This window comes from Streptomyces sp. JH002 (assembly GCF_050916115.1).
Classification (GTDB): Bacteria; Actinomycetota; Actinomycetes; order Streptomycetales; family Streptomycetaceae; genus Streptomyces; species Streptomyces xiamenensis.
In genome coordinates, this window is the sequence record NZ_CP087989.1 from 4,196,610 (window position 1) to 4,223,436 (window position 26,827).

The window sequence follows — 26,827 nt, forward strand, 5'->3', positions numbered from 1 at the left end:
ACCAAAGTCGTACAGAACATCACATAAGCCTGCGATCATGCTACCCAGCTCCCCCGGCAGGGCGCCCGGTGAACGACCGGACCCACCGCGCACAGGCCGCCGGGAGACCGCGCGCGGAGCACTCCCGGCCACGGGCGGGCCGTACCCGGAGCCGACGCGAGCACGGGCCCGGCCGGTTCCGTACGGGTTCCCCGGACGTCTCCCGGCTCCTTCCCCACCGCTGCCCACAGCAGCCCCGCACCCGGCCGATACCCTGGGGACCGTGACATTTCCGGTAGTCGGCATGGTGGGTGGCGGGCAGCTCGCCCGGATGACCCATGAGGCGGGGATCCCGCTCGGCATCAATTTCAAGGTTCTCAGCGATACGCCGCAGGACTCGGCGGCCAAGGTCGTGGGGGAGGTCGTCATCGGCGACTACCGCGATCTCGACACCCTGCGCGCCTTCGCCCAGGGCTGCGATGTGATCACCTTCGATCACGAGCACGTCCCGACCGAGCATCTGCGCGCGCTGGAGGCGGACGGCATCCCCGTGCGCCCCGGCCCCGACGCCCTGGTGCACGCCCAGGACAAGGGCGTCATGCGGGCACGCCTGACCGAGCTCGGCATCCCCTGCCCCCGGCACCGGATCGTCGCCGACCCGGCCGATGTGGCGCGGTTCGCCGCCGAGGAGGCCGGGGGCTTCCCCGTCGTCCTGAAGACCGTGCGCGGCGGCTACGACGGCAAGGGCGTGTGGGTGGTGGACTCCGCCGAGGACGCGGCCATCGCCCAGCCGTTCCTGGCCGGCGTGCCGGTGCTCGCCGAGGAGAAGGTCGACTACACGCGCGAGCTGGCCGCCAACGTGGTCCGCTCCCCGCACGGCCAGGCCGTGGCGTACCCCGTCGTGGAGTCCATCCAGGTGCGCGGCGTGTGCGACACCGTCATCGCGCCCGCCCCCGGCCTGCCCGACGAGCTGGGCGCCGCCGCCCAGCAGCTGGCCCTGCGGATCGCCGCCGAGCTGAACGTCACCGGCCACCTCGCCGTCGAGCTGTTCGAGACCACCGACGGCCGGGTACTGGTCAACGAGCTGGCGATGCGCCCGCACAACTCCGGTCACTGGACCCAGGACGGCGCCGTCACCTCCCAGTTCGCCAACCACCTGCGGGCCGTCCTCGACCTCCCGCTGGGCGACCCCCGCCCGCGCGCGCCGTGGACCGTGATGGTCAACGTCCTGGGCGGCGACTACCCCGACATGTACCCGGCGTATCTGCACTGCATGGCACGCGACCCCGGGCTGAAGATCCATATGTACGGCAAGGACGTGAAGCCCGGCCGCAAGGTCGGCCATGTCACCACCTACGGCGACGAACTGTCCGAGGTCCGCGAACGCGCCCGGCACGCCGCCGACTACCTGCGGGGAACGATCGAAGAATGAGCATCCGTAACGTGCCTGCCGCACCCCCCGTGGTCGGCCTGGTCATGGGCTCCGACTCCGACTGGCCGGTCATGCAGGCCGCAGCCCAGGCCCTCGACGAGTTCGAGGTGCCCTACGAGGCGGACGTGGTCTCCGCGCACCGCATGCCGCGCGAGATGGTCACCTACGGCGAACGGGCCGCCGAGCGCGGGCTGAAGGCCATCATCGCCGGCGCCGGCGGCGCCGCCCATCTGCCCGGCATGCTCGCCGCCCTCACCCCGCTGCCCGTCATCGGCGTCCCGGTGCCGTTCACGCACCTGGACGGCATGGACTCGCTGCTGTCCATCGTGCAGATGCCGGCCGGGGTGCCGGTCGCCACCGTCTCGGTGGGCGGCGCCCGCAACGCCGGACTGCTGGCGGTGCGCATCCTCGCCGCGCACGACCCGAAGCTGCGCGACCGGATGCGGGACTTCCAGACCGTGCTCAACGCGCAGGCCACCGAGAAGGGCCGCAAGCTGCGCGCCTCGCTGCGCAAGGACGGAGAGGCCCTCCGGTGAGCGACCTGAGCGCACACCTGGAGCGGGCCCGCGCGCTGCTCGCCGAGCATCCCGTGGTGGACGGCCACAACGACCTGCCGTGGGCGCTGCGCGAGCAGGTCCGCTACGACCTGGACCGGCGCGACATCGCCACCGACCAGAGCGCCCATCTGCACACCGACCTGCCGCGGCTGCGGGCGGGCGGGGTCGGCGCGCAGTTCTGGTCGGTGTACACCCGCTCCGACTACGCCGGCGACGCGGCGGTCAGCTCCACCCTGGAGCAGATCGATGTCGTACGGCAGCTGCTCGCCCGCCACCCCGGCGAACTCGCCCCGGCGGCCTCGGCGGACGAGATGGAGAAGGCACGCGCCGAGGGCCGGATCGCCTCCCTGATGGGCGCCGAGGGCGGGCACTCCATCAACAACTCGCTGGCCACGCTGCGCGCCCTGTACGCGCTGGGCGTGCGCTACATGACGCTCACCCACAATGACACCATCGACTGGGCGGACTCGGCGACCGACGAGCCCCGGCACGGCGGCCTCAGCGCGTTCGGCGAGGAGGTCGTGCGCGAGATGAACCGGATCGGCATGCTCGTCGATCTCTCCCACGTCTCCGCCGGCACCATGCGCGACGCGCTGCGGGTCAGCGAGGCGCCGGTGATCTTCTCGCACTCCTCGGCGCGCGCCGTGTGCGACCACCCGCGCAACATCCCCGACGACGTGCTGGCCGCGCTGCCGGCCAACGGCGGGGTGGCGATGGCGACCTTCGTGCCGAAGTTCGTGCTGCCGGCCGCGGTGGAGTGGACGCGCCGCGCGGACGAGAACATGCGGGCGCACGGGCTGCACCACCTGGACACCACGGAAGCCGGCATGCGCGTCCAGCGGGCCTTCGAGGAGGCCCACCCGCGTCCGGTGGCGACCCCGGCGACGGTGGCCGATCACCTGGACCACATGCGCGAGGTGGCCGGCGTCGATCACCTCGGCATCGGCGGCGACTTCGACGGCACGGCGTTCCTGCCCCAGGGTCTTGACTCGGTGGCGGGCTACCCCAACCTCATCGCGGAGCTGCTGCGGCGCGGCTGGTCGGACGCCGATCTGGCCAAGCTGACCTGGCAGAACGCGGTCCGGGTGCTGCGTGACGCGGAGACGGTGGCCGCCGGCCTCGGCGCCCGGCGCGGTCCCTCGAACGCCACCATCGAGCAGCTGGACGGCCTCGCCATCGCCGATTCCGGACATTGAGAACATTGGGTTAGATAGCGCCTCTTGGGGCATGTGTGGTGACCGACCTCACTTTCCGCCCCTGACGGGGTTCCGGCGAGGTGCGGGGCGCCGCTCCGCGAGGTCGGCAAGTCGGACATTCGCACCTGAAGTTGGCGCGGAAACGGGAATGATCGCCCGAAGGTGATCATTCCCGTTTCCGTTTCGTGATCAAGCCCGCGCCCGCCGCCGCTTGTTGTCTTGTCCGAATTAACGGGATTACGGTGCTCCCGCGTCGCACCCGCGACGATCCGCGACCGGACGCCCAATCCTGTCACCGGCCACGGAAACGCAGTCCTTCCCCATGACAGGAGCGGGGGAACCACTTCCCGCCGGCCCGTACGCAGCACGGACCGGCTCGGGGTGAAGCCACCGCCGCGCGGCTCGTCCGACGGCAGTGGCCGGGCTCCTTCTCGGCCCGAACCCGACAGCTCACCTCGCAGGCGATGAGAGGAGTCCCCGTATGTCCGCACGCGGTCGTCACCGCGCCTCGCGCGCCCATCGCTTCACCCGCCTCACCCGTGCCTCCGTGCTGCTGGCCATCGGCGGCGCCGGCATCGCCGTGCCGCTGGCCACCGCCGGTGCCGCACACGCCGCCGATCAGCCGGCGGTCACCGCCACGTACACCGTCAAGGCCGGTGACACCCTCAGCAAGATCGCCCGCGACCTGGGCCTGGAGGGCGGCTGGAAGGGCCTGTACGCCGACAACAAGGCCGCCATCGGCGCCGACGCCGGTCTCATCAAGCCCGGCCTGAAGCTGGAGCTGTCCACCTACGCGGGCACCAAGACGGCCACCGCCGAGGTGGAGACCCCCGCGGCGGAGCCCGCCCCGGCGACCGGCGGCTGGGTCTCCCCGATCGCCGACGGCGCCCTGGCGACCGGCTACAAGGTGGCCGGCTCCATGTGGGCCAGCGGCTACCACACCGGCATCGACTTCCCGGCCGCCACCGGCACCCCCGTGCTGGCCGTGGGCGACGGCGAGGTCATCTCGGCCGGCGACGGCGGCAGCTACGGCAACCAGGTCGTCATCAAGCACGCGGACGGCCACTACAGCCAGTACGCCCACCTGTCCTCGCTCTCGGTGAGCGCCGGCCAGTCGGTGTCCGCCGGTGACCAGATCGGCGGCGTCGGCAGCACCGGCAACAGCACCGGGCCGCACCTGCACTTCGAGATCAGGACCGGCGCCGACTACGGCTCGGACATCGACCCGCTGGCCTTCCTGCGGGCCCAGGGCGTCACTCTCTGACGCCTCCCCGACGGCCGCCCGCCCCGGCCGCGCCCGCCCCGCCGCCCCCCGTGGACGGCGGGGCGGGCGTTCTCCCACCGGCCCGGGCCCCGGCTCAGCGGCTGAGGTTCTGGTAGCGGCGCACCGCCAGCGGCGCGAACACCGCGACCAGGACCACCGGCCACGCGACGGCGAGCGCCATCGCGTGCTCCGTCGGCCAGCTGGCGCCCGCCGTGTGCAGACCCGGGTTGCCGAACAGCTCCCGGATCGCCGCCACCGTCGCCGACAGCGGGTTCCACGCCGAGATCGTGCCGAGCCAGCCCGGCATCAGCTCGGGCGCCACGAACACGTTGGAGACCGCGGTCAGCGGGAAGGCCAGCGGGAAGACGATGACGCCGACCGTGTCCGGGTTGGGCACCAGCAGCCCCACGAAGATCCCGACCCAGGTCATCGCGATCCGCAGCGCCAGCACCAGCGCCACCGCCAGCAGCGCGTACCCGACGCCGCGGTGCCAGGTCCAGCCCACCAGCAGCCCGCAGACCACCAGGACGGTCATCTCCAGCAGCGCCCGGAACAGATCCGCGACGCTGCGCCCGGTCAGCAGCGCCGAGCGGGCGATCGGCAGCGAACGGAACCGGTCCACCACTCCGCGCTGGGCGTCGTGCGCGACCGAGGTGGCGGTGGCCCCCATCCCGTACAGCATGGTCATCGCGAACACGCCCGGCAGCAGGAACTCCCGGTAGTTGCCGCCGTCCGGCAGCTGCATGCCGCTGCCGAAGACGTAGCCGAAGACCAGCACGAACATGATCGGCAGCGTGAAGTAGATGCCGATCTCCTCGGGCGAGCGCACCACGTGCGCCATGTTGCGGCCCGTCATCACCCAGCTGTCGGCCGCCGCCGGACGGAGCTTCCTCATGCCGTCACCTCCGTCTTCCCCGTACGGCCCGCCGTGAGGTGCAGGAACGCCTCGTCGAGGGTCGGCCGCCGGGTGCCGATGTCCTCCACCGTCAGTCCGGCGTCGTGCAGACCCCGTACGACCTCGGTCAGCGCCGCCACCCGGTCGGTGACCGGGACGCCCACCCGCCGGGTGTCCGGGTCGGTGGTGGCGGGCGCGCCCGCTATCCGTTCCAGCAGGGCGGCCACCATCACCAGGTCCCCGGTCCGCCGGGTGATGATCTCCACCCGGTCGCCCCCGATGCGGGCCTTCAGCTCGTCGGCGGTGCCCTCGGCGATCACCCGGCCCGCGTCGACCACCGAGATGCGGTCGGCGAGCTGGTCGGCCTCCTCCAGGTACTGCGTGGTCAGCAGCACGGTGGTGCCCGCGGCGAGCAGGTCGCGCACCGCGTCCCACACCTCGTTGCGGCTGCGTGGGTCGAGTCCGGTGGTGGGCTCGTCCAGGAACAGCACCCGGGGGGTGCGGATGATGCTGGCGGCCAGGTCCAGCCGGCGCCGCATGCCGCCGGAGTACTGTCCGGCCGATTTGGCGGCGGCGTCGGTGAGGTCGAAGCGCTCCAGCAGTTCGTCGGCGCGCCGTCCGGCCGCCGCCTTGGACATCCGGTGCAGCCGCCCGAACATCACCAGGTTCTGCCGGCCGCTGAGCGTCTCGTCCACGGCGGCGTACTGGCCGGTGAGCCCGATGACGCCGCGCACCCGCTGCGGCTCGCGCGCCACGTCCAGGCCGCAGACGGTGGCCCGGCCCGCGTCGTACCGCAGCAGGGTGGCCAGCGCCCGCACGGCGGTGGTCTTGCCGGCGCCGTTGGGGCCGAGCACACCGTGCAGGGTGCCTGTCTCGACGGTGAGATCGAATCCGTTGAGGGCGTAGGTGCCCCCGTACCGCTTGCGCAGCCCCTCGGCCACGATGGCGTGCTCTGCCATGGGTGGTGCCTTTCCCGTCCCCGAAACTGTGTATCAAGTACACTACCGTTTACAAGATACACAGTTTTAAGATGGCGTCAATCGTGAACGGGAGCGGAGGAGAACGGCATGGCGGCGCGGCGCGACCCCGAGCACACGGCCGACCTGCTGTGGCGGCGGCAGCGGCCGGGCAGCCGCGGACCACGCGGCTCACTGACGCTGGATCAGATCGTGGACACGGCGGTGGAGCTCGCCGACGCGGAGGGCATGGCCGGGGTGACCATGGGCAAGGTCGCCAAGCGGCTGGGTGTCACCACCATGTCGCTGTACCGGTACATTCCCGGCAAGGACGACCTCGTCGACCTGATGTTCGAACAGGCGACCGGGCGGCCGGAGACCGCCGACTGGCCCACCGAGTGGCGCGCCCGGGTCCGGGCCTTCTCGCACGCCCAGTACCAGGTGCTCATGGCCCGGCCCTGGCTGCTCGACGTCCCCATCGGCACCCCGCCCATGGGGCCCAACAATGTCGCCTGGATGGAAGCCGGCCTGTCCGCCATGGAGCCCACCCCGCTCACCCCCGAGGACCGGATGGGCGTGCTCAGCGTGATCTCCGGCTACGCGCTGACCGAGGCGCGCCAGGCCGAGGTGGTCCGCCGCGCGGCTCCCTCCACCGGCCTGACCTACACCGAGTGGGGCGCCGCGTACCACCAGGTGCTGGCCAGGGTGGTGGAGGAGGGGCGCTACCCGGCGCTCAGCGCGATCGTGGAGGCCGGCGTCTTCGCCGATGACCGCACCACGCCGGAGGAGGAGTTCTTCTACGGACTCGACTTCATCCTGGACGGGGTCGAGGCCCTCATGGAAAAACGGCGGGCCGCCCAGGGCTCCGCGCCCTGACCGCCCGCCGCCCCCGGCCCGTTCACGGGTCTGAGACCGGTAGGGCCGCATGGTGAGGTGGCGCGTGTTCCTCGGTGCTGACAGGAGCCTTGTCACCGTGTGGTCCCCGGGGGCGTATCGGCTCCAGGTTCCGCCGGCCGCGACGTACGGGGCGGCCCCCGACCCGCGCGGAGCGACCTCACCGCTGCTTCACCTATGACGACAGAGGGTGTCGGGTTTACCTCCGACGATGGACGTATGCGCGAGACCCCAGAAGAACTCGACAACCTCCAGTCCCTCCTCGACTCCTCCCTCTCCGGCTCGACCGCACATCTCCGCTCGATCGTCGAGGGCCACACCATCACGGCGGTGCAGCTCACCGGGGTCATCACCGGCATGTGCACGCTCGCCCTCTCCACGGTGACCGCAAAGGGCGAACCGCGGATCAGCGGCGCCGACGGGCACTTCCTGCACGGCCGGTGGCACTTCGGCACGGCGCGCGACGCCGCCAAGGCCCGTCATCTCGCGGCCCGTCCGGCCGCCAGCGTCGCGCACCTGCGGGGCGAGGACCTCGGCGTGTTCACCCACGGCACGGTGGAGGAGCTGAACCCCGAGGACGCCGAGACCACGGCCGACTGGCAGGAACTCCTCGCCTACTTGAAGGACTTCTACGACGACGACGCCTTCGACTGGAACCGCGAGGTCGTCTACTACCGGCTGAACCCGCACTGGATGACCGTCTACGCCCCCGACCTCGGCAAGCTCACCGGCGCGTGACGCCGGGCCCGTCGACGAGGGCCCGCACCCGCGCGTACGTGGGTGCGGGGCCGGTCGACGGCGCGCCGCCGCGTACCGCCGGCGCCGTGGCGACGGCCTCGCCCGGCGCCCGCCGGTGCAGCGGCGACCCGAGGCCGCCGGGGAACCAGGAACGGCAAGGTCGCGAGGTGGCCCCGAACCCGCGGAAGCAACTCCGCAAAGCGGGTGCCGGGGCCCGGAGGACAAGGTGGCGGATGGCGGAGGTCCGGGCTCGTTGGGTAGGGACACCGAGGTCGCCCCGGCCGCGGGCCGCGTCCTGGAAGGCGCCCCAACCGGTCCGGAGAACCCCTGGCGCACGATCTGACACCGATGGTCCTCCGACCCCGGTCAGGGCAGGTTGCGCGCCATCACGATGCGCTGGATCTGGTTGGTGCCCTCGTAGATCTGGGTGATCTTGGCGTCCCGCATCATCCGCTCCACCGGGTAGTCCCGGGTGTAGCCGTAGCCGCCCAGCAACTGCACCGCGTCCGTGGTGATCTCCATCGCCGCGTCCGAGGCGTAGCACTTCGCCGCCGCGCCGAAGAACGTCAGGTCGGAGTCGCCGCGCTCCGAGCGGGCCGCCGCCGCGTACGTCAGCTGGCGGGCCGCCTCCAGCTTCATCGCCATGTCGGCCAGCATGAACTGCACGCCCTGGAAGTCACCGACCGGACGCCCGAACTGCTTGCGCTCGGCGACGTACCCCTTGGCGTAGTCCAGCGCGCCCTGCGCGATGCCCAGCGCCTGCGCCGCGATGGTGATCCGGGTGTGGTCCAGGGTCCGCATCGCGGTGGCGAAGCCGGTGCCCTCTTCGCCGATCAGCCGGTCGGCCGGGATGCGGACGTTGTCCAGGTAGACCTCGCGGGTCGGCGAGCCCTTGATGCCGAGCTTCTTCTCCGGGGCGCCGAAGGACACGCCCTCGTCGCCCTTCTCCACCACGAACGCCGAAATCCCGCCCCGGGTGCGCTTGTCCGCGTCGGTGACCGCCATCACCGTGTAGTACTCGGAGACCCCGGCGTTGGTGATCCAGCGCTTCACGCCGTTGAGGACGTAGGTGTCGCCGTCCCGCACCGCCCGGGTGCGCATGCCGCCCGCGTCCGAGCCGGCGTCCGGCTCCGACAGCGCGTACGAGAACATCGCCTCGCCCCGTGCCAGCGGCGCCAGGTAGCGCGCCTTCAGCTCCTCCGAGCCCGAGAGCAGTACCGGCATTGAACCCAGCTTGTTGACCGCCGGGATGAGGGAGGAGGAGGCGCACACCCGCGCCACCTCCTCGATCACGATCACCGTGGCCAGGGCGTCCGCGCCACCGCCCCCGTAGCTCTCGGGCACGTGCACCGCGTGCAGATCGCTGGCCACCAGCGCGTCCAGCGCCTCCTGCGGGAAGCGGCCCTGCTCGTCCACCTCCGCCGCGTGCGGGGCGATCTTCGCCTCGGCGAGGGCGCGTACGGATTCCCGGAGCAGTTCGTGCTCCTCGGCCGGCCGGTAGAGATCGAAGTCCGCTGCTCCTGCCACCGCTCTCACTCCTGTGTGACGCGCCACCATGCTAATGACTGTTAAGTAACTTAACCCTAGATCCTGGGACCCTCCCCCCGCCAGACGGGGACTATGCTCGCTTCATGCCCCCGCTCAAGATCACCGTCATCGGCACCGGCTATCTCGGCGCGACCCATGCCGCCGCCATGGCCGAACTGGGCTTCGAGGTGCTGGGCCTCGACATCGCCGAGGAGAAGATCGACCTGCTCAGAGCAGGCCGCGCCCCGATGTACGAGCCGGGCCTCGAAGAACTGCTGCGCCGTCATGTGGCCGGCATCGAGGGCTCGACGGGGCGGCTGCGCTTCACCACCTCCTACCCGGAGGCCGGGGAGTTCGGCGATGTGCACTTCATCTGCGTCACCACCCCGCAGAAGGCGGGCGAGTACGCCTGCGACATGAGCTACGTGGACGCGGCCGTCACCTCGCTCGCCCCGCATCTGAACCGCCCGGCGCTGGTGGTCGGCAAGTCCACCGTCCCGGTCGGCTCCGCCGCCCGGCTCGCCGCGCTCATCTCCGGGCTCGCCCCGGCGGCGGCCGACATCGACCTGGCCTGGAACCCCGAGTTCCTGCGCGAGGGCTACGCGGTCCAGGACACCCTGCACCCCGACCGGATCGTCGCCGGCGTCACCGGAGAGCGCGCCGAGACGCTGCTGCGCCAGGTGTACGCGACCCCGATCGCCGAGGGCTCCCCGTTCCTGGCCACCGACCTGCCCACGGCCGAGCTGGTCAAGACGGCGGCCAACGCCTTCCTGTCCACCAAGATCTCCTTCATCAACGCGATGGCCGAGATCTGCGAGGCGGCCGACGGCGACGTGGTGCGGCTGGCCGAGGCGCTCGGGTACGACGACCGGATCGGCCACAAGTTCCTGCGGGCCGGCATCGGCTTCGGCGGCGGCTGCCTGCCCAAGGACATCCGCGCCTTCATGGCCCGGGCCGGCGAACTCGGCGTGGACCAGGCGCTCACCTTCCTGCGCGAGGTCGACTCCATCAACATGCGGCGCCGCGCCCACATGATCGAGCTGACCCAGGAGGCCCTGGGCGGCTCGGTCCTCGGCCGGCGGATCGCCATCCTCGGCGCGACCTTCAAGCCGGACTCCGACGACGTACGGGACTCCCCGGCGCTCAACGTCGCGGGCCAGCTCCACCTCCAGGGCGCCCAGGTGACGGTGTACGACCCCAAGGGCACCGAGAACGCCCGCGCCGTCTTCCCCACTCTGCGCTACGCGGACACCGCGCTGACCGCGGCCCGGGGCGCGGACGCCGTGCTGCACCTGACGGAGTGGCGCGAGTTCGGCGAGCTGGACCCGGCCGCGCTGGGTGAGGTGGTCACCGAGCGCCGCATCCTGGACGGCCGCAACACCCTGGACCCGGCGGTGTGGCGCAAGGCCGGCTGGACGTACCGGGCGATGGGCCGCCCCACCGCGTGAGGTGAGGGGCGAGGAAAGGAGAGGGGCGGGACGGCCGACCGGCCGTCCCGCCCCTCCTTCCGTTGCGTCCGCCCCCGGCGGCTCGTGGTCCGCTCAGTCCTTCACGCCGACGGTGACCTTCTCGTCGTTGATGATCTGGCTCATCAGCAGTTCGGTCTGATCCATGTCCCACAGCACCGCCGAACCCTTGTCGGTGGCGTAACCGGGGTTGGCGACCGGGATGTTCATCTGCTCGGCGCCGCGCATCGCCAGGAACATCCGGCCCAGCTGCCACAGGCTCATGTCCTCGTCGACGATCAGCGCGTCCGTGGTGGCGCTCAGCGTCGGGTACAGCTTGAACGGGTTCAGCACGGTGGCCGGGGAGCCGGTCTGGCTGGCCAGCGCGCCCAGGAACTTCTGCTGGTTCTTGGTACGGCCCAGATCGCCCTCGGCCTCCTGGTACCGCTGCCGGTTGAACGCCAGCGACTCGGCGCCGTTCAGCGTCTGGCAGCCCTCGGCGAAGTCGGCGCCGCTGTTCTTGTCCTGGATGGCCTTGTCGAAGCACATCTCGACCCCGCCCAGCGCGTCCACCACATTGGCGAAACCGCCGAAGCCGACCTCCACGTAGTGGTCGATGCGCACCCCGGTGTTGTACTCCACCGTCCGCACCAGCAACTCGGGGCCCTCGATGGAGAAGGCGGCGTTGAGCTTCTGCTGCTGGGCCGGGATGCGGTTGCCGGACACCGAGCCGGTGAACTCCGGGATCGTCACCCACGAGTCACGCGGCAGCGAGATCATCGTGGAGCCGTTGTCGCCGACGTGCAGCAGGATCATGGTGTCCGTGCGCTTGCCCTCCGCCGAGCCGGTGGACAGATCGTTCTTCTGCTCGTCGCTCAGCCCCTCGCGGCTGTCCGAGCCCACGATCAGATAGTTGGTGCCCTTGCCGCTGTCCGGCCGGTCCTCGACGGAGGCGAGGTCCACGTCACGGTTGAGCTTGCTGTCCGCCCAGAAGTAGGTGCCGGTCGCGATCACCAGCAGCGCCAGCACCAGCGCGAGCGCCGAGTACCCTATCCGCCGTCCCCAGCGGACGGGCCGCCGCGGCGGCCCGTCGCCGTCGTACGGGCCCCGCGCGGCCGGCGGCGGACCGGGATGGCGCGGGCCGCCCTGCCCCGAGCCCCGGTAGACCTGGCCCTCGCTGTAGCCGTCGTCGTACGCGTCATGGCCGCCGCCTCTCGGCTGCGGGGGCCCCTGGGGTGTGCCGCTGGGCGCGGGCCGCCGCACGTGCGGCATCACCCGGGCGCCCTCGGGGCCGCCGCCGCTGCCCCGCCCGTAGCGGTCCGCGCGCGGCTGATCGTCGTCCGTCCATCCCTGGGGCCAGTCGCTCATAACTCAGCAGTGTCCCCCGAGGCCAGGGCCGCTGGGGAGTGGCTCCGGTCACTTGTGGCAGAGCTGATGCACAAGGATTCCCCGCCTTACGCTGGTCTTATGACAGATCGCGTCATTTCCCGACCGGAGAACGATCTTCCCGGTAAGCCCACCGGTGCCTCGCGCACCACCCTGTCGCACATCATGACCCAGAACGACACCAATCTGATGGGAACCGTGCACGGGGGCGTCATCATGAAGCTCGTCGACGACGCCGCGGGCGCCGTCGCGGGACGGCACTCCGGCGGCCCCGCCGTCACCGCCTCGATGGACGAGATGGTGTTTCTGGAGCCCGTGAAGGTCGGCGACTTGGTGCATGTACACGCCCAGTGCAACTGGACGGGCCGCTCCTCCATGGAGATCGGCGTCAAGGTCATGGCCGAGCGCTGGAACGAGTCCACCCCCGCCACCCGGGTCGGCACCGCCTACCTCGTCTTCGCCGCCGTCGACGACAACGGAAAGCCCCGCCCCGTCCCCCCGGTCGTGCCCGAGAACGACGAGGACCGCCGCCGTCACCAGGAGGCGCAGATCCGCCGCAGCCACCGGCTGGCCAGGCGGCGGGCCATCAAGGAGTCGCGCGGCGCGTGAACCGGACGGTGACGTTTGTCACCGCTCTCCGGCCGTCATCGCGGGGTCACCTCAGCGGTCGCCGGCTCACAGCCGGGCGATCCGTGCGTGCCGCTGGCGCGGAGCGCGCCGGGCCGGGGCGACCCCCGAAAGAAGGATCAGCCGGGCCGCCCGGTGGCGCTGCCCGGCGTACGGCTCCAGCAGCTCCAGCATCCGGGCGTCGTCCGCGCCCCGCTCCCCGGTGAGCGCGTAGCCGATCAGGCCGGGCAGATGAAGATCCCCGACCGTCACCGCGTCCGGCGCGCCGTTGCTGCGCTGCAGCGTCTCGGCCGCCGTCCAGGGGCCGATGCCGTCGATCGCGCACAGCCGGGCGACGGCCGCCGGCAGGTCCATCGCCGCCGCCTCCTCCATCCGGCGCGCCACCCGGGCCGCCCGGACGATCGCCGCCGACCGCTTGCCGTCCACCCCCGCCCGGTGCCACTCCCACGACGGGACGCGGACCAGGGTGCGCGCGTCGGGCGGCACGTACAGCTGCGGCGCCCCCGGGGCCGGTTCGCCGAACCGGCGCAGCAGGAGCCGCCACGAACGGTGCGCGTCCTCCGTGGTGACCCGCTGCTCCAGCACGCAGGGCACCAGGACCTCCATGACCTGGCCGGTACGGATCAGCCGCAGACCCTGGTTGCGGCGCCAGGAGTCGGCCACCACCCGGTGCCGGGGGACGAAGCCGGACGGGTCGTCCTCACTGCCCAGCAGGGCCGGCAGCCGCTCCAGCACCCAGGCGGCGCCCGGCCCCCAGGCGGCGGCGCGCACGGTGCGGTCCGGTGCGGGGTCCTGGCGCAGCCGCAGCGTGGCCGGTCCCCGCGGGGTGCGGGTCGCCCGCCACAGCGTGCCGTCGGGATCGGTGCCGAACGCGGGGTCGTACGGCCCGCGCCGCAGCACTCCGATGCTGCGGCGCAGGTCGTACGGCTGGGACCCGGGTGGGGTCCAGTGTTCTTCGAGAGGGCGTTCGGTCATGTTCCGGCCAGGCTAGCCGGTGGCAGGACCGGCGCCCGAGGCGGTCAGCGGCCCTGGAACCCGGCAGCGGTGGAACGGATGGCGGGCAGCTGCGCGTACAGCTGCTCGCCGGGGCACTCGGTGGCGAAGCCGTCGCGGTGGCCCGAGATGTTGGCCATCTTCACCGTGACGCCCTTCGCGTAGAGGCCGCCGCCCATCGAGGTGCGGTTGCGGGAGCTCTTGGGGTTGATGCCGGACAGGCCCAGCTTCCAGGCCGACAGCTGGGAGACCGCGTTCACGGCTTCCTTGGTGGGGGCGCTGGAGCCGTGGCTGCCCAGCAGGGCCACGCCCATGCTGTTGTGGTTGAACCCGGCGGTGTGCGCGCCCTGCACGGCCCGGTCCACGCCGCCGGCCCGGCCCTCGTAGATGGTGCCGCACTTGTCCACGAAGAAGTTGTAGCCGACGTCCCGCCAGCCCTGGGACTGCACGTGGTACCGGTAGATGCCGCGGATGAGGGCGGGGGCCTCCGCGCAGGAGTAGTTGTTGCCGCCCGCGGTGTGGTGCACGAAGACCGTCTTCACCATGTCGGTGTAGGCGAAGGCGCTCTCGCGCAGGCTCTCGTCGGCGCCCCAGCCGGCCCGGGTGGTGATCGGCGGGCGCGGCCCCGGGTACGCGGCGGGGGCGGACTGCGCTCCGTCGCCGGAGACGCCCGAGACACCAGAGACACCCGCGGCGGGTGTGGCGCCCCGGTCGGCGGTGGCCACGCCGGTGCCGGCGGCGTCCACGGCGACCGCGGCGTCGATTCCGGTGTCCGGGTCGATGAGTTCCAGGCTCAGCCCCTCGGGGAGCCCGGTCACCGGCGCCGTGCCGTCCTCGGGCCACACCCGCACCTCGACGGCGTCCGAGACGCCCACCCACAGCGGCGCCGTGCCGCCGCGCACCGCGCCGGCCGCCGCCTCCGCGGTGTTCTGGTCCGGGGCGTGGTCGGTGTGGGTCTCCAGCGGCTGCCACCCGGACCACTCGCCGTCCAGGGCGCGGGTGCGCACCTCGGCCTCGCCGTGCAACTCCTCGGCGGCGTCCGCCCACACGACGCCGAGCAGTGAGAACGGTTCGGTCTCCCGGGCCGGCAGCCCCACCTCCCCGACGCCGTCCGCCGAACGGGCTTCGGGAGCGAGCGGTTCGAGCGGCAGCGACTGAATCCCGCTCGCCTCCGTGGTGGTGGCGGCCGTACGCGGGGCGGACGCGGCGACGGCACTCCCGGTGCCCAGGGGCACTACGAGCGGGACGGCGAGTGCGGCAGCACAGGTGACACCGATGGTGGAAGCAATGAATGCACGCATGACAAGGATCGTGGACATAGTGGTTCAAACCTGTCCATTCGTAATCTGACGCTCCGTAAGCAAGGAGCCGCGCCGCCCCCCGCCCGGGCCCCCTGCGGCGGCAACCCGCCCGGCGTACTGTGGCGGTGATGAACTCTTCCGAACACACCCCCGCCGACCTGCTGCGTTCCGCCCTGGCGGCGGACGCCGGACGCCCCCTGGTGACGTACTACGACGACACCCTCGGTGCCCGCGTGGAACTCTCCGCGACCACCCTCGCCAATTGGGTGGCGAAGATGGCCAACGCCCTCCAGGACGACCTCGTCGTCGAGCGCGGGCAGCGCCTCGCCCTGCTGCTGCCCGCCCACTGGCAGACCGCCGCCTGGCTGCTGGCGTGCGCCGCCACCGGCGTCGTCGCCGAGATCGACGGCGACCCCGAGGACGCCGATGCCGTCGTCGCCGGCCCCGACCGGATCGAGGAGGCCCGAGCCTGCCGCGGTGAGCGCATCGCGGTCAGCCTGCACCCGCTCGGTGCCCGCTTCCCCGCCGGTCCGCCGGACGGCTTCCAGGACCACGCGCTGCTCATCCCCGGGCAGGGCGACACCTTCACCTCCTTCGACCCGCCGGGGCCCGAGGACCCGGTGCTGGTGGTCGAGGGCCAGGAGATGACCGGCGCCGAAGTGCTGGCCGCCGCCCGCGAGGACGCCGGTGACCTCGGCCTGTCCGCCGGTGCCCGGCTGCTGTCCCTGCGCGGCTACGACACCTGGGAGGGGCTGTCCGCCGGGCTGTTCGCACCGCTGGCGGCCGGCGCCTCGGTGGTGCTGGCTCCCGGCGCGCACCGGCTGGAGGAGGCGGCGCTCGCCGCCCGCCGGACGAGCGAGGGCGTCACCCACTTCGCCGACTGACAGTGGCCGCCCGGGCGGCGGGCCCGCAGGATCAGCACCATGAGGTTGCCCCGACAGGCCACGCGCCACCGGCCGTACGAGGAAAGCACCCCGGCCCCCGCCCGCACCCGCCCCGGCGCCACCCGCTGGGCGCGGCGGCTGGCGGTGACCGTGGCGGCCGTCGTCCTGGCGGTCGCCGGCACCGGTTACGCCCTGCACCACGGCTTGATCTACGCGTCCTCGCTGCCGACGAAGGACCAGAAAAACGGAAGTATCTAAATATTCTCCTCGCCGGGCCCGGGTGGAATACGTCACCGCCGTGCGGACCCGCGGAACCGTGCCGCTAGTGTGTGCCGTCTGACTTCTCAGTCGGCACACGGAGGGCGCACGGTTACGTGGACGCGCAGGGACGTGGGGGCGCGGGCGACATCGATCCCGCAGACCAGTGGGTGTTGAACCCGGACACCGGTAACTACGAACTCAGGCTGCCCGGGGACACCACCGGGCGGCCCGGCAGACCGCGCTCCGGGGCACACTCCCCGGCTTCCGGTGACAGACCTACCCCCCGTAGCGCTCCGCCACACCAGCGTCGCGCGCCGTCTTCCCCCCGGGAGGACACCAGCCGGGGCACCGGCAGTGGCCCGGGCGCGGGTTCGGGCACGGGCGCGGCTTCCGGTTCGGGCACGGGCGCCGGTCCGGCCGAGCGTGCCGTACCCGCCCAGCGCGCCGGCGGCCGCCGCAAGGAGAGCGCCACCGCGCGCTCCGGATCCGCCGCCGGCCCCACCGGCAGCCGCGCCGACCGCCGCAAGGCCCAGGCCAGGAAGAAGGGCAAGGGCAAGAAAGCCCTGATGTGGATAGGCGGCGGGCTGGCCCTGCTGCTCGTCGTCGGCTGCGCCACCGCCTTCTACGCCTACCAACGGCTCAACGGCAACATCGACAAGGTCGATGTCGTCGGCGCGGACAACCCGTTCCAGAAGGACGCGCCGGTCAACGTCCTGTTCATCGGCACCGACAAGCGCACCGGGGCCGGCAACGAGGACTACGGCAACTCGGGCGACGAAGGCCGCGCCGACACCGTCATACTCCTGCACTTCTCCCAGGACCGCACCCACGCCACCGGACTGAGCATCCCCCGGGACCTCATCACCGACATCCCGGACTGCGAGGTCAAGCGGGACGGCGAGACCGTGACCATCCCGGGCACCGCCCAGACCCGCTTCAACTACAGCCTCGGCGTGGACGGCCGCGACCCGGGCTGTGTGTGGCGCACGGTCGAGGAGATCACCGGCGTCGAGATCAACCACTTCATGATGGCCGACTTCAACGCGGTGAAGGACCTGTCCACGGCGGTCGGCGGCGTCGAGGTCTGCCTCGCCAAGGACATCAGCGACGACAAGTCGCACTTCCACATGGAGGCCGGCACCCACCGCCTCCAGGGTGAGGACGCGCTGGGCTTCGTCCGTACCCGTTACGGCGTGGGCCAGAGCAGCGACCTGAGCCGGATCAAGCTCCAGCAGCAGTTCCTCGGCTCGCTGGCCCGCGAGATGGTCGGCACCCTCAAGGAGCCCACCAAGCTGTGGGGCCTGGCCGACACCGCCACCAAGGCGCTGACCGTGGACACCGGCATCGGCAGCATCGACAAGCTGAACGACATCGCCCAGGAGCTGGGCAAGGTCCCGGTCAAGGACATCTCCTTCGTCACCCTCCCGGTGGTGGACAACCCCGACGAGCCGGAGGACGCCAAGGCGACCGTCGTGCTCGACGGCGGCAAGGCCGAGCCGCTGTTCCGGATGCTCCAGGAGGACCTGTCGCTGACCGACAGCGGCGACGAGGGGAAGAACGGCGACAAGGAGGACGAGGAGAAGGCCGAACCGGCCCCCGCCTCCGAGGTCCGCGTCGATGTCTACAACGGCGGCAACGTGATCGGCGCCGCCCAGGACACCGTCAACTGGCTCCAGAACACCCACGGGGTGCTGCTGTCCACCAACGCCTCCAACGCCGACTCGCAGGAGACCACCACCCTGGAGTACGGCCCCGACCAGGCGGGACAGGCCCTGACCCTCGCGGATCTGATGGGGCTGCCGAAGAAGGCGCTCAAGGAGGGCTCGGCGGACGCCGGGGACACCCCGATGGTCCTCACCCTCGGCGACGACTTCCAGGGCGTGGGGATCCCGATCGAGGTCAAGGCCGAGAAGCCGGCCGATGTCGACACCATCACCGCTGACGACGAGAGCATCTGTGCCTCATAAATCCGATACACCTGACGCACCCGATGCGGCGGCGGCAACCGAGGACAGCGCGACGGCGGGCGGTGACGAGGAACCGGGAGAGATACCCGGCCCGTCCCGCCCGCCGGGGCGCCGCCGCTGGGTGCGCGTGCTGCGCTGGACGGCCGGCGGCCTGGCGGTCGCCCTCCTGGGCACCGCGGGCGCCGGCTACCTCTACCTCCGGCACCTCAACAGCAACCTCACCAAGGAGGAGCTGAACCTGGGCAGCAAACCCCCGCTGCCCCGCGCCACCCCCAACGCCGAGGGCCAGACCCCGATCAACATCCTGCTGCTCGGCTCCGACAGCCGCGGCTCGGAGGCCAACGCCGAACTGGGCGGCGCCCGCGACAACGCGGACCGCCCCGGCCTGGCCGACACCCAGATGCTCATCCACGTCTCGGCCGACCGCGGCCACATCTCGGCGCTGAGCATCCCGCGCGACACCCGCGTCACCATCCCCGAGTGCACCGACCCCAAGGACGGCACGGTCTACCCGCAGACCGAACGCACCATCAACACCTCCATCCAGCACGGCGGCCCCGGCTGCACCGTGGCCACCTGGGAGGAACTGACCGGCATCCCCATCGACCACTTCATGATGGTCGAGTTCGCCGGGGCGGTCTCCCTGGCCGACGCGGTGGGCGGCGTACCGGTGTGCGTGGCCGACAACGTGCACGACGAGGACTCGGGCCTGCACCTGGAGGCCGGCACCACCGAGGTCAAGGGCGAGCAGGCGCTCCAGTGGCTGCGCACCCGGCACGGCTTCGAGGACGGCAGCGACATCGGCCGCACCAAGGCCCAGCAGATGTACTTCACGGCGATGGCCACCGAGTTGCAGCAGGGCACGAAGCTGACGGATCCCGTGCAGCTGATGGACCTGGCCGAGGCCGCCACCGACGCCCTCACCGTGGACCCGGGCCTGGGCAGCGTCGAGGCGCTGTACGACCTGGGCGAGGATGTGAAGAACGTGCCGAGCGACGCGATGACGATGGTGACCATGCCGTGGCTGCCCGACCCGCAGCGCCCGGCGGCCCACGTCATCCCCAACGCCGAGCGTGCCGAGCGGATCTTCTCGGCGATCCGCAACGATGTGGCCCTGGACGACGCCGAGGGGCTGCGCGCGGCCGAGGAGGCGGAGGCGGAGCGGCTGGCCGCCGAGGCGCCGGACCCGGCCCCCGCGGAGGAGATCGCGGTGGCGGTGCGCAATGGGACGGGCACCGCCGCCATCGGCCCGGTCACCGGGCGCGCCTCCCAGGTCGCGGGCGCGCTGTACGGGGAGGGCTTCACCCAGGCGTACGCGGACGACACGTGGGTCACCCAGGAGGCGACGACGCTCGGCTACCCGGCCGGGGACCCGCAGCGGCTGGCGGACGCGCGGGCGGTGGCGGAGGCCCTGGGCCTGCCGGCGAGCGCGGTGCGCGAGAGCGAGGGCACGACGGTGCTGGTCCTGACGATCGGCGCGGACTGGCGCGAGGGCACGCTGTACCCGGCACCGCCGGAGGAGCCCGGCGCGGACGCCGAGGAGACCGGGGACGCCGAGGAGACCGGGGACGCCGAGGAGACCGGGGACGCCGGGGACCGTGAACGGGACGACGCCCCCGAGGAGATCCTGCGGGAGGACGAGGCGGTGACCGGCAAGGACGAGAACGCCTGCATGACGGTCAACCCGCTTCACATCTGGTGAGCGCCGGCCTGCCGCTCGACGCTGCTGGCCTTGACCCGGCGGGCCAGCTTGCGGGGGCTGGTGAGGAAGCCCCAGCCCCACGACATGTGCATGGTCGCCAGCGCCACCGGGATCCGTAGCCGCACCCCGGCCGAGGTGCCCTTGCCGGCCGGGATCGAGCCGAGGGTGATGGCGGCCAGGTAGCCGGCCGGCACCACGAAGGCCCAGGGGGTGAGCACCGCGCCGACGACGATCCCGGCCGCGATGGCGACCAGGGCGGTGGGCGGGGCGAGGTAGCGCGGGTTGATCGACCCGGCGTGGTAGCGGGCGACCACGTGCCGCCAGCGGCCGTAGTGCAGGTACTGCTTGGCGAGCGCCCGGACGCTGGGCCGGGGCCGGTAGGAGACCAGCAGCTCGGGGGAGAACCAGATCATCCCGCCGGCCTGCCGGATGCGGAAGTTCAGCTCCCAGTCCTGGGCCCGGATGAACTCCTCGTTGTAGCCGCCCTGGGCCTCCAGCACCTCGCGCCGGAAGACGCCCAGGTACACGGTCTCGGCCTCGCCGGCCTGCCCGCCGGTGTGGAAGGCGGCGTTGCCGACGCCGATCTTCGAGGTCATGGCGCAGGCGACGGCCCGCTCCCAGTCGTTCTCGCCCTCGGCGTGCATGATGCCGCCGACGTTGGCCGCGCCGGTCTCCTCCAGGAGGCGCACGGCGGTGGCGATGTAGTCGGGGGAGAGCATCCCGTGCCCGTCGACCCGCACGACGACCGGGTGCCGGGACGCCCTGATGGCGGCGTTCAGCCCGGCCGGGGTCCGCCCGGTGGGGTTGGCGACGGTCTTGACCCGCGCGTCCTCGGCGACGAGTTCCTGGGCGATCCGGTCGGTGTCGTCGGCGCTGGGTCCGAGGGCGATGACGACCTCGAGCTCACCGGCATACTCCTGGGCCAGGATGTGCTGGACGGAACTGCGCAGATGCCGTTCCTCGTTGAGCACCGGCATGATGACGGACACGGCGGGGGGCGGGGTGCTGGTCACCCGGCTCACGTTACCGCGAACGGGGGACGCGGCAGCGCGCCGCCCCGGTATGTAGATCATCTGGAAATACCTTTGGCTGCCATGTCTGTGAGGTTCCGGATCGCCGCCACCCTCGCCGCCCTGCTGCTGACCATCAGCGGGGTCGGTCACGCCGTGGTCAGCAAGGTGGAGAACGGCGTCGAACGCGTCGACCCCTTCGCCGGCCTGCGCGACCAGGACCGCCCGGACGGCGACCCCGGGCTGAACCTCCTGGTCATCGGCACCGACACCCGCGAGGGCCTGACCGAGGAGGAACGGCGCGCCTACCACCTGGGCGGCGAGGGCTGCCACTGCGCGGACAGCATCATGGTGGTCCACCTCTCCGCCACGGGGGACCGCGCCTCGATCGTCAGCCTCCCGCGCGACACCCTGACCGCCCTCCCCGAACCCGCCAAGCTGAACGCCGCCCTCTCCCAAGGCGGCCCGGAACTCATGGTGAGCGCCGTCGAGAACCTCACCGACCTCCGGATCGACCACTACCTCGAAGTGAACTTCGTCAGCTTCATGCGCGCGGTCGACGCGGTCGGCGGTGTCGAGGTCTGCACCCCGCGCCCCCTCCAGGACGAGAAATCCGGCCTCGACCTCCCCACCGGCACCTCCACCCTCACCGGCGGCGAGGCACTCCAGTACGCCCGCGCCCGCACCGTCGACCCCACGGCCGACTTCGGCCGCATGCAACGCCAGCAACGCCTGCTGGCCGCACTGGCCACCAAGGCCCTGGCCACCCCCGCCCGTATCCCGGCCACCGCCGAGGCCCTGCTGACCTCCGTCCGCGCGGACCCCGGCTTCGGCGCCCAGGAGATGCTCGACCTGGCCGAGATCCTCGCCGGCCCGCACCGCACGACGATCGACTACGCCTCGGTCCCCGTGGCCGACCGCGACCACGCCCACCCCGACCTGGGCTCCACGGTCCTGTGGAACGAACGCGAGGCGGCGGCCCTGTTCACCACCCTGAAGAAGGACCTCCCCCTCCCCACCCCGAAAACCCCCACGCCGGCGACAACCCACCCGACTCAGCCGGCGAACGACACGCTCTGCGAGTGAAACCGCTCAGCGGCGGGCAACGACCGCATCCACACCGTCACCCACGACCCGTCCCCGAACCCGATCTCCACGCGGCGCCCGCGCCGCCGGCGCACCGAGCAGGCGAGCGGCACGGCGCCGGAGGCGACCTGGTTCGGACGGCGCCACCGCACCCCGCCGACCCCGGGTATCAGCACGGCCCGCCGGGACGATTCCCGGACCGCGACGACGGATCGGCCCGCCTCGCTCTCCCAGCCACCGCTCCGCACCTGCCCCCGCACCGGGCGCCAGATCGCCACGGCGAGGCGCTTCAGGCCCTCGACGAGCAGTTCGAGGATCAACCCCAGCCCGTCGATGATCATCAGCCCGACGAACAGCGGCCCCCACCCCCGGCCCCGCTGCTTCTCCCTCGGCGTCGGGGGAGCGGGCGGCCTGGGAACGAAATAGTCGACCCAGCAGAAGAACTCACCCCCGCCGGTCACTGCCGCCCCCGATGATCTCCACCAGCGCCCAGACGCCGGTGGACGGATTCACCGCGTACTCCTGACCGGGCGTCGCAAGCCCCCGTGCGCGCTCCACCGCCCTCGCCCAGGTAGGCCCGAAGTCGCGGGGGAAGTTGATCCTGGCTTTGTTGTAGGCCGGGACGTGCTTGGTGAGCAGAGGGACAAGCTGCCGGTACCCCATGATGTGGGCGGTGTGCGGGGTGTGGTGCAGCAGCAGCCACAACTCGAAGCAGGGGTTGGAGACGGCCAGCTTGATCCCCAGGTCACCGGCCTTCTTCACGGCCTGGTGGATGTCGCTGTAATCGTCGACATCGAAGACGCACCAAACCTGGTCGAAGTCCTCCGGGGCCTTGTCCCGGAAGCTGGCGGCATGGGCAACTAACTGAGAGGGCGAGCAGGGCTTGTTCCTGATCCTGACCGTGACAGCGGGGTTCGCGACATGCCCCACCAGCGCCCGCAGGTAGTCCCGTTCCGTGACATCGGAGTCGCAGAACACCAGGATGCGTTCTCTGGGTTCCCGCCCACGGCCGGACCTGCGCAGGTCGGACTCGAAGCGAGGCCCGCGTCGCGGGCTACTCCCCGGTTTCCTCGCCATTCGTCCTCCCCCTGGCGGCCACCGCCGCCTCGAACCGCTCGTCGCTCAGGAACGGCACCGCACCGTAGCTGCCGCCGAGGTAGCGCCGCTCGCGGTTCTCCTCCTGACGGGGCTTGAAATCCGACAGCGGGAAGAGGCTGGTCTCGCCGTACTCGTTCTTCTCCACGAACCAGACCTGGTCGCGCTTGAGGATCTCCTCCCCGCCACTGCGACCCAGCAGGCTGGCGTCGTGGGTGGTGAGGATCAGCTGTGCGCCGTGCGGGTTGGTCTGCGGCTCCTGGAACAGCTTGATGAGGTGAGCCGTCAGCTTGGGGTGGAGGCTCGCGTCGACCTCGTCGATGACCAGCAGACCTCCCGTGTCCAGGGCGTCCAGGACGGGCCCGGAGTAGGCGAGGAGCATCCGGGTGCCTTCGGACTGCTCTCCCAGGCCCAGCCGGGTGACGCCGTTGCGGCCCCGCTGCGCGATCCACACCTCTTCCTGCCACATGTCCGCTTCGTCGGAGCCAGGCCCCGCATCTTTGGAGAGGTCCCTGAACGTCCACGTCACCGTTCCACCCGTGGAGCGCGAGGTCTTGACGTCGACGAAGCGCTTTCGCAGGCCCGCGTCCTCAATGCCGAGGTCTGCCGCACGCAGCAAGGAAACGACGGAAGCGGCCCGGTCGACATCGGACAACAGGCCGGTCGCGGCTGAGGACGCCCACCACAGGGGTCGGTCTTTGATGCTCAGCGCGTGCGAGAACCACATGTACACCGGCAGCACCGACTCCTGCCGGGACCGCGCCGCGACAGACATGAACAGCGTGTTCGGCTCGGTGATGCTGCCGACCAGCTGGAGTTCCTTCTCCGGTACCGCATCACCGAAGCTGATGCCGTTCTCGTCCCGCTGGAAGATCTTCCGCCGCCGGCCGTGCGGATAGCTGTACAGCCACTCATCCACTACCCGGTCACTGTCGATGCTGAAGCCGTACGTGTGACGCACGCCCTCCAGCGCCAGGTCCACCACGTACCAGGACGCGGACTCCGCGCCCTCGCTGTCCAGCGCGAACGGCTTCCGCTCTATGCCGCCCCCCGGTTCCGCCTCCCGGTGGGAGGCGACCACCATGTGCCGCATGAACCGGAGCGCGTCCACCACGTTCGACTTGCCCGCCGCGTTCGCGCCGAAGACCGCCGCCACCGGTACGGCCTCCCAAGCCGTACCCTCCGGGCGGTCCGCCTCGTACACGGGGGTGAGGTTCAGCTGCTGCTCCTCCCAGAGCGAGCGGTGGTTTCCCACCCTGAAGCTCAGCAGCATCCCGATCCCTCCTTCTGCGGATTACATAGCCTTCTCTGCGAGTAAACGGCACGATCTGACGCCAAGCAACGGCTTGAGGAGATCTCAGCGGGTGACGATGAAGTCGTCCGCCTCGCGGGGCGGGCGGGGCCTGGCCTCGCCGGCCGGGTGGCCGACCGCCACCGCGCCCATGGGAGACCAGTCCGCGGGGAGGTCCAGGGCGGCCCGCGTGGTGTCGCGGCAGAACATCGTGGAGGAGATCCACGCCGAGCCCAGGCCCTCCGCCGTCAGGGCGACCAAAAGGTTCTGGACGGCCGCGCCCATCGAGACCGTGAACATCTCCGCCTCCGCGCCCGCCCGGCGCGCGTCGGGGTAGGGGTGGGCCCACTCCGTCGTGGTCAGGCAGGGGATCACCAGGTACGGCGCGGCCCGCAGGACGTCACCGCGCTTCACCCGCTTCGCGATCGACTCCTCCGGCTTGCCGTCCGCCCGCAGGTCCGCGATCCACGCCTCGCGCATCGCGTCCAGCAGGCTGGTACGGCTGTCCGCCGACTCCAGCAGGACGAAGCGCCACGGCGTGGAGTGGTGCGGGGCCGGGGCGGTGATCGCCGCCGCGACCGCGCGGCGGACCGCCGCCGGGTCGACCGGGTCCGGGGTGAACTCGCGCACCGTGCGCCGCTGGGTCACCGCCTCGCGGATCGCCTCCGAGGTGCCGAGCCGGAACATGTCCAGCGAGGCGTCCCTGATCAGCGCCCGGGCGGTCTCGGGCGAGTCCGGGTCCGTGCGGTGCGCCAGACCCCGTACCACCGCCACCGGCAGCCCCGAGGTCTTGCCCTTCACCAGGTCGCCGGCCCCGGCGAGTTCGTCGGCGAGCGCGGTGACCGTCATGCCCAGCGGGTTGCCGTGGGTGTCGGTGCCGCCGCGCAGGTCGTCCAGTACCTCCACGCCCGAGGCGCCGATGGCCACGTCCGTCAGGCCCTCGCGCCACGGCCTTCCGAAGGTGTCGGTGATGATGACGCCGACGTCCACCGACAGCAGGTCCCGCAGCCCGCGCCGCAGTCGCGCCGCCGAGGCGTCCGAGTCCTCGGGCAGCAGGAGCACGGTGCCCTTGGAGGTGTTGGAGGCGTCGACCCCGGCGGCCGCCATCACCAGGCCGTGCCGGGTCTCCACGATGCGGGTCGCCCCGCGCCGGGCGACCAGCCGTACGGTCTCGGCGTCGATCGCCGCCTCCCGGTCATCAGCCTGGAGCACCCGGCCCTCGGCTTTGCTGACGATCTTCGAGGTGACGAGGAGGATGTCGCCGTCCGCCAGGCCGGGGGTGTCCCCGGAGCCGGCCGCCGTCGCGATCAACTCGGCCAGGCTGTCACCGGGGTTGACCTCCGGGATGCCGGGCAGCGCCCATACGCGCAGGGTCATACCGTCCTCAACTCCTCGGCGAGGTTCAGTGCTTCGGTCGCCATCGCCTCGGTGGTGGTGGCGTCCGTCATCAGCAGGGGCACGGCGCGGCAGCGGATGCCGTCGGCCTCCACCGCCTTCACCGCGTGGGCGTCGACCGTGTCCACCAGCCAGCCGTCCAGCAGCCCGGATCCGTAGTGCTGGGCGACGGCCGCAGCCGTGGGCTCCACGCCGATGGCGGCGAGCACCTTGTCGGCCATGCCGCGCACCGGCGCGTCGCCGATGATCGGGGACAGGCCCACCACCGGGACGCCGGCCTCCGCGATGGCCTCCCGGATGCCGGGCACAGCGAGGATGGTGCCGACCGAGACGACCGGGTTGGACGGCGGGAAGATGATGGCGTCGGCGGCGCCGATCGCCTCCAGGACGCCGGGGGCGGGCGTGGACTGCTCGGCGCCGACCGGGACCACGGCGTGCGCGGGCACGGCGGCCCGCAGCCGTACCCAGTACTCCTGGAAGTGGATGGCCTTGCGGGTGCCGTCCTCGGCGTCCGTCAGCACGTGGGTCTCGACCCGGTCGTCCGTCATCGGCAGCAGCGTGACGCCCGGCTGCCAGCGCCGGCACAGCGCCTCGGTGACCGCGCTGAGCGGATAGCCGGCGGCCAGCATCTGGGTGCGCACGATGTGGGTGGCGAAGTCGCGGTCGCCGAGGCCGAACCACTCGGGTCCGACCCCGTACGCCGCGAGTTCCTCCTTGACGGCGAAGGTCTCCGCCGCCCGGCCCCAGCCCTGTTCCTCGTGGATCCCGCCACCGAGGGTGTACATCACGGTGTCGAGGTCCGGACAGACCTTGAGGCCGAACAGATGGATGTCGTCGCCGGTGTTGCCGATGACGGTGATGTCCGCGTCCGGCGCGGCCCCTTGGAGACCGCGCAGGAAGCGGGCGCCGCCGATGCCGCCGGACAGAACCACGATGCGTCGCATGT

At 71.8% G+C, this 26,827-nt stretch carries 25 protein-coding genes and 1 riboswitch; of the genes, 13 read left to right on the forward strand and 12 right to left on the reverse strand.

Going from position 1 to position 26,827, the window contains the following annotated elements; all coding sequences use genetic code 11:
• The first annotated feature begins 262 nt into the window (after window positions 1-262).
• From H7827_RS19285 to H7827_RS19300, 4 genes are all read left to right on the forward strand, one after another.
• On the forward strand, window positions 263-1,411 hold the full coding sequence (locus H7827_RS19285) for a 5-(carboxyamino)imidazole ribonucleotide synthase (RefSeq protein WP_386536607.1): 1,149 nt from the start codon (window positions 263-265) through the stop codon (window positions 1,409-1,411).
• A complete protein-coding gene (gene purE, locus H7827_RS19290) occupies window positions 1,408-1,947 on the forward strand; it encodes a 5-(carboxyamino)imidazole ribonucleotide mutase (protein ID WP_386536604.1) in 540 nt (179 codons plus the stop codon). The genes H7827_RS19285 and purE overlap by 4 nt, the downstream gene beginning before the upstream one ends.
• A gap of 5 nt (window positions 1,948-1,952) precedes the next feature.
• Entirely contained in the window at window positions 1,953-3,164 is a 1,212-nt protein-coding gene (locus tag H7827_RS19295) for a dipeptidase (RefSeq protein WP_432748006.1), read from the forward strand.
• Between the two features lie 304 nt (window positions 3,165-3,468).
• A riboswitch (cyclic di-AMP (ydaO/yuaA leader) is annotated at window positions 3,469-3,640 on the forward strand.
• A gap of 5 nt (window positions 3,641-3,645) precedes the next feature.
• A complete protein-coding gene (locus H7827_RS19300; RefSeq protein ID WP_432746701.1) occupies window positions 3,646-4,428 on the forward strand; it encodes a M23 family metallopeptidase in 783 nt (260 codons plus the stop codon).
• Window positions 4,429-4,522: 94 nt separating this feature from the next.
• Here the strand turns inward: H7827_RS19300 and H7827_RS19305 are convergent, their stop codons facing one another.
• Window positions 4,523-5,323, reverse strand: a complete 801-nt coding sequence (locus H7827_RS19305; protein ID WP_432746702.1) for an ABC transporter permease — start codon at window positions 5,321-5,323, stop codon at window positions 4,523-4,525.
• On the reverse strand, window positions 5,320-6,282 hold the full coding sequence (locus tag H7827_RS19310) for an ATP-binding cassette domain-containing protein (protein WP_432746703.1): 963 nt from the start codon (window positions 6,280-6,282) through the stop codon (window positions 5,320-5,322). Before H7827_RS19310 ends, H7827_RS19305 begins: the two co-directional genes overlap by 4 nt.
• A gap of 108 nt (window positions 6,283-6,390) precedes the next feature.
• Between H7827_RS19310 and H7827_RS19315 the strand changes: the two genes are divergently transcribed.
• Together H7827_RS19315 and H7827_RS19320 are read left to right on the forward strand one after the other, a co-directional pair.
• On the forward strand, window positions 6,391-7,155 hold the full coding sequence (locus H7827_RS19315) for a TetR/AcrR family transcriptional regulator (protein ID WP_386536593.1): 765 nt from the start codon (window positions 6,391-6,393) through the stop codon (window positions 7,153-7,155).
• 237 nt (window positions 7,156-7,392) lie between these two features.
• A complete protein-coding gene (locus tag H7827_RS19320) occupies window positions 7,393-7,911 on the forward strand; it encodes a pyridoxamine 5'-phosphate oxidase family protein (protein WP_386536591.1) in 519 nt (172 codons plus the stop codon).
• Between the two features lie 366 nt (window positions 7,912-8,277).
• On the opposite strand, the gene H7827_RS19325 is transcribed toward H7827_RS19320, so the two are convergent.
• Window positions 8,278-9,438 (reverse strand): acyl-CoA dehydrogenase family protein, encoded by a 1,161-nt coding sequence (locus H7827_RS19325; RefSeq protein ID WP_030735650.1) that lies wholly within the window; start codon window positions 9,436-9,438, stop codon window positions 8,278-8,280.
• A gap of 104 nt (window positions 9,439-9,542) precedes the next feature.
• Here H7827_RS19325 and H7827_RS19330 point away from each other — a divergent pair, with 104 nt between their 5' ends.
• Complete coding sequence (locus H7827_RS19330; protein ID WP_200366770.1) at window positions 9,543-10,886, forward strand: UDP-glucose dehydrogenase family protein; 1,344 nt, start codon at window positions 9,543-9,545, stop codon at window positions 10,884-10,886.
• A gap of 93 nt (window positions 10,887-10,979) precedes the next feature.
• On the opposite strand, the gene H7827_RS19335 is transcribed toward H7827_RS19330, so the two are convergent.
• The gene (locus tag H7827_RS19335; RefSeq protein WP_386540815.1) at window positions 10,980-12,251 is read right to left on the reverse strand and encodes an LCP family protein; all 1,272 of its coding nucleotides are present in this window, start codon (window positions 12,249-12,251) and stop codon (window positions 10,980-10,982) included.
• A gap of 99 nt (window positions 12,252-12,350) precedes the next feature.
• Between H7827_RS19335 and H7827_RS19340 the strand changes: the two genes are divergently transcribed.
• On the forward strand, window positions 12,351-12,878 hold the full coding sequence (locus H7827_RS19340; RefSeq protein ID WP_200366774.1) for an acyl-CoA thioesterase: 528 nt from the start codon (window positions 12,351-12,353) through the stop codon (window positions 12,876-12,878).
• Between the two features lie 66 nt (window positions 12,879-12,944).
• Here H7827_RS19340 and H7827_RS19345 read toward each other — a convergent pair whose 3' ends face one another.
• Entirely contained in the window at window positions 12,945-13,871 is a 927-nt protein-coding gene (locus H7827_RS19345) for a DNA-3-methyladenine glycosylase family protein (protein ID WP_432746704.1), read from the reverse strand.
• A gap of 44 nt (window positions 13,872-13,915) precedes the next feature.
• The gene (locus tag H7827_RS19350; protein ID WP_432746705.1) at window positions 13,916-15,190 is read right to left on the reverse strand and encodes a peptidoglycan recognition protein family protein; all 1,275 of its coding nucleotides are present in this window, start codon (window positions 15,188-15,190) and stop codon (window positions 13,916-13,918) included.
• 128 nt (window positions 15,191-15,318) lie between these two features.
• On the opposite strand from H7827_RS19350, the gene H7827_RS19355 reads away from it, so the two are divergent.
• The 4 genes from H7827_RS19355 (at window position 15,319) to H7827_RS19370 (ending at window position 20,004) form a co-directional block, all read left to right on the forward strand.
• Entirely contained in the window at window positions 15,319-16,074 is a 756-nt protein-coding gene (locus H7827_RS19355; protein WP_432746706.1) for a TIGR03089 family protein, read from the forward strand.
• Window positions 16,075-16,113: 39 nt separating this feature from the next.
• Window positions 16,114-16,332, forward strand: a complete 219-nt coding sequence (locus H7827_RS19360; protein WP_432746707.1) for a hypothetical protein — start codon at window positions 16,114-16,116, stop codon at window positions 16,330-16,332.
• A 116-nt stretch (window positions 16,333-16,448) separates the two neighbouring features.
• Window positions 16,449-18,302: an LCP family protein gene (locus H7827_RS19365; RefSeq protein WP_432746708.1), complete on the forward strand. Its 1,854-nt coding sequence runs from the start codon at window positions 16,449-16,451 to the stop codon at window positions 18,300-18,302.
• A complete protein-coding gene (locus H7827_RS19370; protein ID WP_432746709.1) occupies window positions 18,292-20,004 on the forward strand; it encodes an LCP family protein in 1,713 nt (570 codons plus the stop codon). Before H7827_RS19365 ends, H7827_RS19370 begins: the two co-directional genes overlap by 11 nt.
• Here the strand turns inward: H7827_RS19370 and H7827_RS19375 are convergent.
• Window positions 19,992-21,017: a glycosyltransferase family 2 protein gene (locus H7827_RS19375; protein ID WP_267881000.1), complete on the reverse strand. Its 1,026-nt coding sequence runs from the start codon at window positions 21,015-21,017 to the stop codon at window positions 19,992-19,994. The genes H7827_RS19370 and H7827_RS19375 overlap by 13 nt on opposite strands.
• A gap of 81 nt (window positions 21,018-21,098) precedes the next feature.
• Between H7827_RS19375 and H7827_RS19380 the strand changes: the two genes are divergently transcribed.
• Window positions 21,099-22,100 carry an LCP family protein gene (locus tag H7827_RS19380; protein ID WP_432746710.1) on the forward strand — a complete coding sequence of 334 codons (1,002 nt, stop codon included), beginning with the start codon at window positions 21,099-21,101 and terminating at the stop codon, window positions 22,098-22,100.
• Here the strand turns inward: H7827_RS19380 and H7827_RS19385 are convergent.
• The 5 genes from H7827_RS19385 to cofD all read right to left on the reverse strand — a co-directional run bounded on the left by H7827_RS19385 (window position 22,070) and on the right by cofD (window position 26,825).
• A complete protein-coding gene (locus H7827_RS19385; RefSeq protein ID WP_432746711.1) occupies window positions 22,070-22,561 on the reverse strand; it encodes a hypothetical protein in 492 nt (163 codons plus the stop codon). The genes H7827_RS19380 and H7827_RS19385 overlap by 31 nt on opposite strands.
• A complete protein-coding gene (locus H7827_RS19390; protein WP_432746712.1) occupies window positions 22,545-23,078 on the reverse strand; it encodes an RloB family protein in 534 nt (177 codons plus the stop codon). The genes H7827_RS19385 and H7827_RS19390 overlap by 17 nt, the downstream gene beginning before the upstream one ends.
• A 76-nt stretch (window positions 23,079-23,154) precedes the next feature.
• Entirely contained in the window at window positions 23,155-24,468 is a 1,314-nt protein-coding gene (locus H7827_RS19395; RefSeq protein ID WP_432746713.1) for an AAA family ATPase, read from the reverse strand.
• Between the two features lie 84 nt (window positions 24,469-24,552).
• A complete protein-coding gene (locus H7827_RS19400) occupies window positions 24,553-25,863 on the reverse strand; it encodes a coenzyme F420-0:L-glutamate ligase (RefSeq protein ID WP_432746714.1) in 1,311 nt (436 codons plus the stop codon).
• Window positions 25,860-26,825 carry a 2-phospho-L-lactate transferase gene (cofD, locus tag H7827_RS19405; RefSeq protein WP_432746715.1) on the reverse strand — a complete coding sequence of 322 codons (966 nt, stop codon included), beginning with the start codon at window positions 26,823-26,825 and terminating at the stop codon, window positions 25,860-25,862. Before cofD ends, H7827_RS19400 begins: the two co-directional genes overlap by 4 nt.
• Window positions 26,826-26,827 lie beyond the last annotated feature (2 nt).

What these genes read in the sequence shown, in the direction of transcription:
- purE (WP_386536604.1), top strand. Translation starts at nt 1,408, where the DNA reads ATGAGCATCCGTAACGTGCCTGCCGCACCCCCCGTGGTCGGCCTGGTC.
- H7827_RS19300 (WP_432746701.1), top strand. Translation starts at nt 3,646, where the DNA reads ATGTCCGCACGCGGTCGTCACCGCGCCTCGCGCGCCCATCGCTTCACC.
- H7827_RS19305 (WP_432746702.1), bottom strand. Translation starts at nt 5,323, where the DNA reads ATGAGGAAGCTCCGTCCGGCGGCGGCCGACAGCTGGGTGATGACGGGC.
- H7827_RS19310 (WP_432746703.1), bottom strand. Translation starts at nt 6,282, where the DNA reads ATGGCAGAGCACGCCATCGTGGCCGAGGGGCTGCGCAAGCGGTACGGG.
- H7827_RS19315 (WP_386536593.1), top strand. Translation starts at nt 6,391, where the DNA reads ATGGCGGCGCGGCGCGACCCCGAGCACACGGCCGACCTGCTGTGGCGG.
- H7827_RS19320 (WP_386536591.1), top strand. Translation starts at nt 7,393, where the DNA reads ATGCGCGAGACCCCAGAAGAACTCGACAACCTCCAGTCCCTCCTCGAC.
- H7827_RS19330 (WP_200366770.1), top strand. Translation starts at nt 9,543, where the DNA reads ATGCCCCCGCTCAAGATCACCGTCATCGGCACCGGCTATCTCGGCGCG.
- H7827_RS19335 (WP_386540815.1), bottom strand. Translation starts at nt 12,251, where the DNA reads ATGAGCGACTGGCCCCAGGGATGGACGGACGACGATCAGCCGCGCGCG.
- H7827_RS19340 (WP_200366774.1), top strand. Translation starts at nt 12,351, where the DNA reads ATGACAGATCGCGTCATTTCCCGACCGGAGAACGATCTTCCCGGTAAG.
- H7827_RS19345 (WP_432746704.1), bottom strand. Translation starts at nt 13,871, where the DNA reads ATGACCGAACGCCCTCTCGAAGAACACTGGACCCCACCCGGGTCCCAG.
- H7827_RS19350 (WP_432746705.1), bottom strand. Translation starts at nt 15,190, where the DNA reads ATGCGTGCATTCATTGCTTCCACCATCGGTGTCACCTGTGCTGCCGCA.
- H7827_RS19355 (WP_432746706.1), top strand. Translation starts at nt 15,319, where the DNA reads ATGAACTCTTCCGAACACACCCCCGCCGACCTGCTGCGTTCCGCCCTG.
- H7827_RS19360 (WP_432746707.1), top strand. Translation starts at nt 16,114, where the DNA reads ATGAGGTTGCCCCGACAGGCCACGCGCCACCGGCCGTACGAGGAAAGC.
- H7827_RS19380 (WP_432746710.1), top strand. Translation starts at nt 21,099, where the DNA reads ATGTCTGTGAGGTTCCGGATCGCCGCCACCCTCGCCGCCCTGCTGCTG.
- H7827_RS19395 (WP_432746713.1), bottom strand. Translation starts at nt 24,468, where the DNA reads ATGCTGCTGAGCTTCAGGGTGGGAAACCACCGCTCGCTCTGGGAGGAG.
- H7827_RS19400 (WP_432746714.1), bottom strand. Translation starts at nt 25,863, where the DNA reads ATGACCCTGCGCGTATGGGCGCTGCCCGGCATCCCGGAGGTCAACCCC.
- cofD (WP_432746715.1), bottom strand. Translation starts at nt 26,825, where the DNA reads ATGCGACGCATCGTGGTTCTGTCCGGCGGCATCGGCGGCGCCCGCTTC.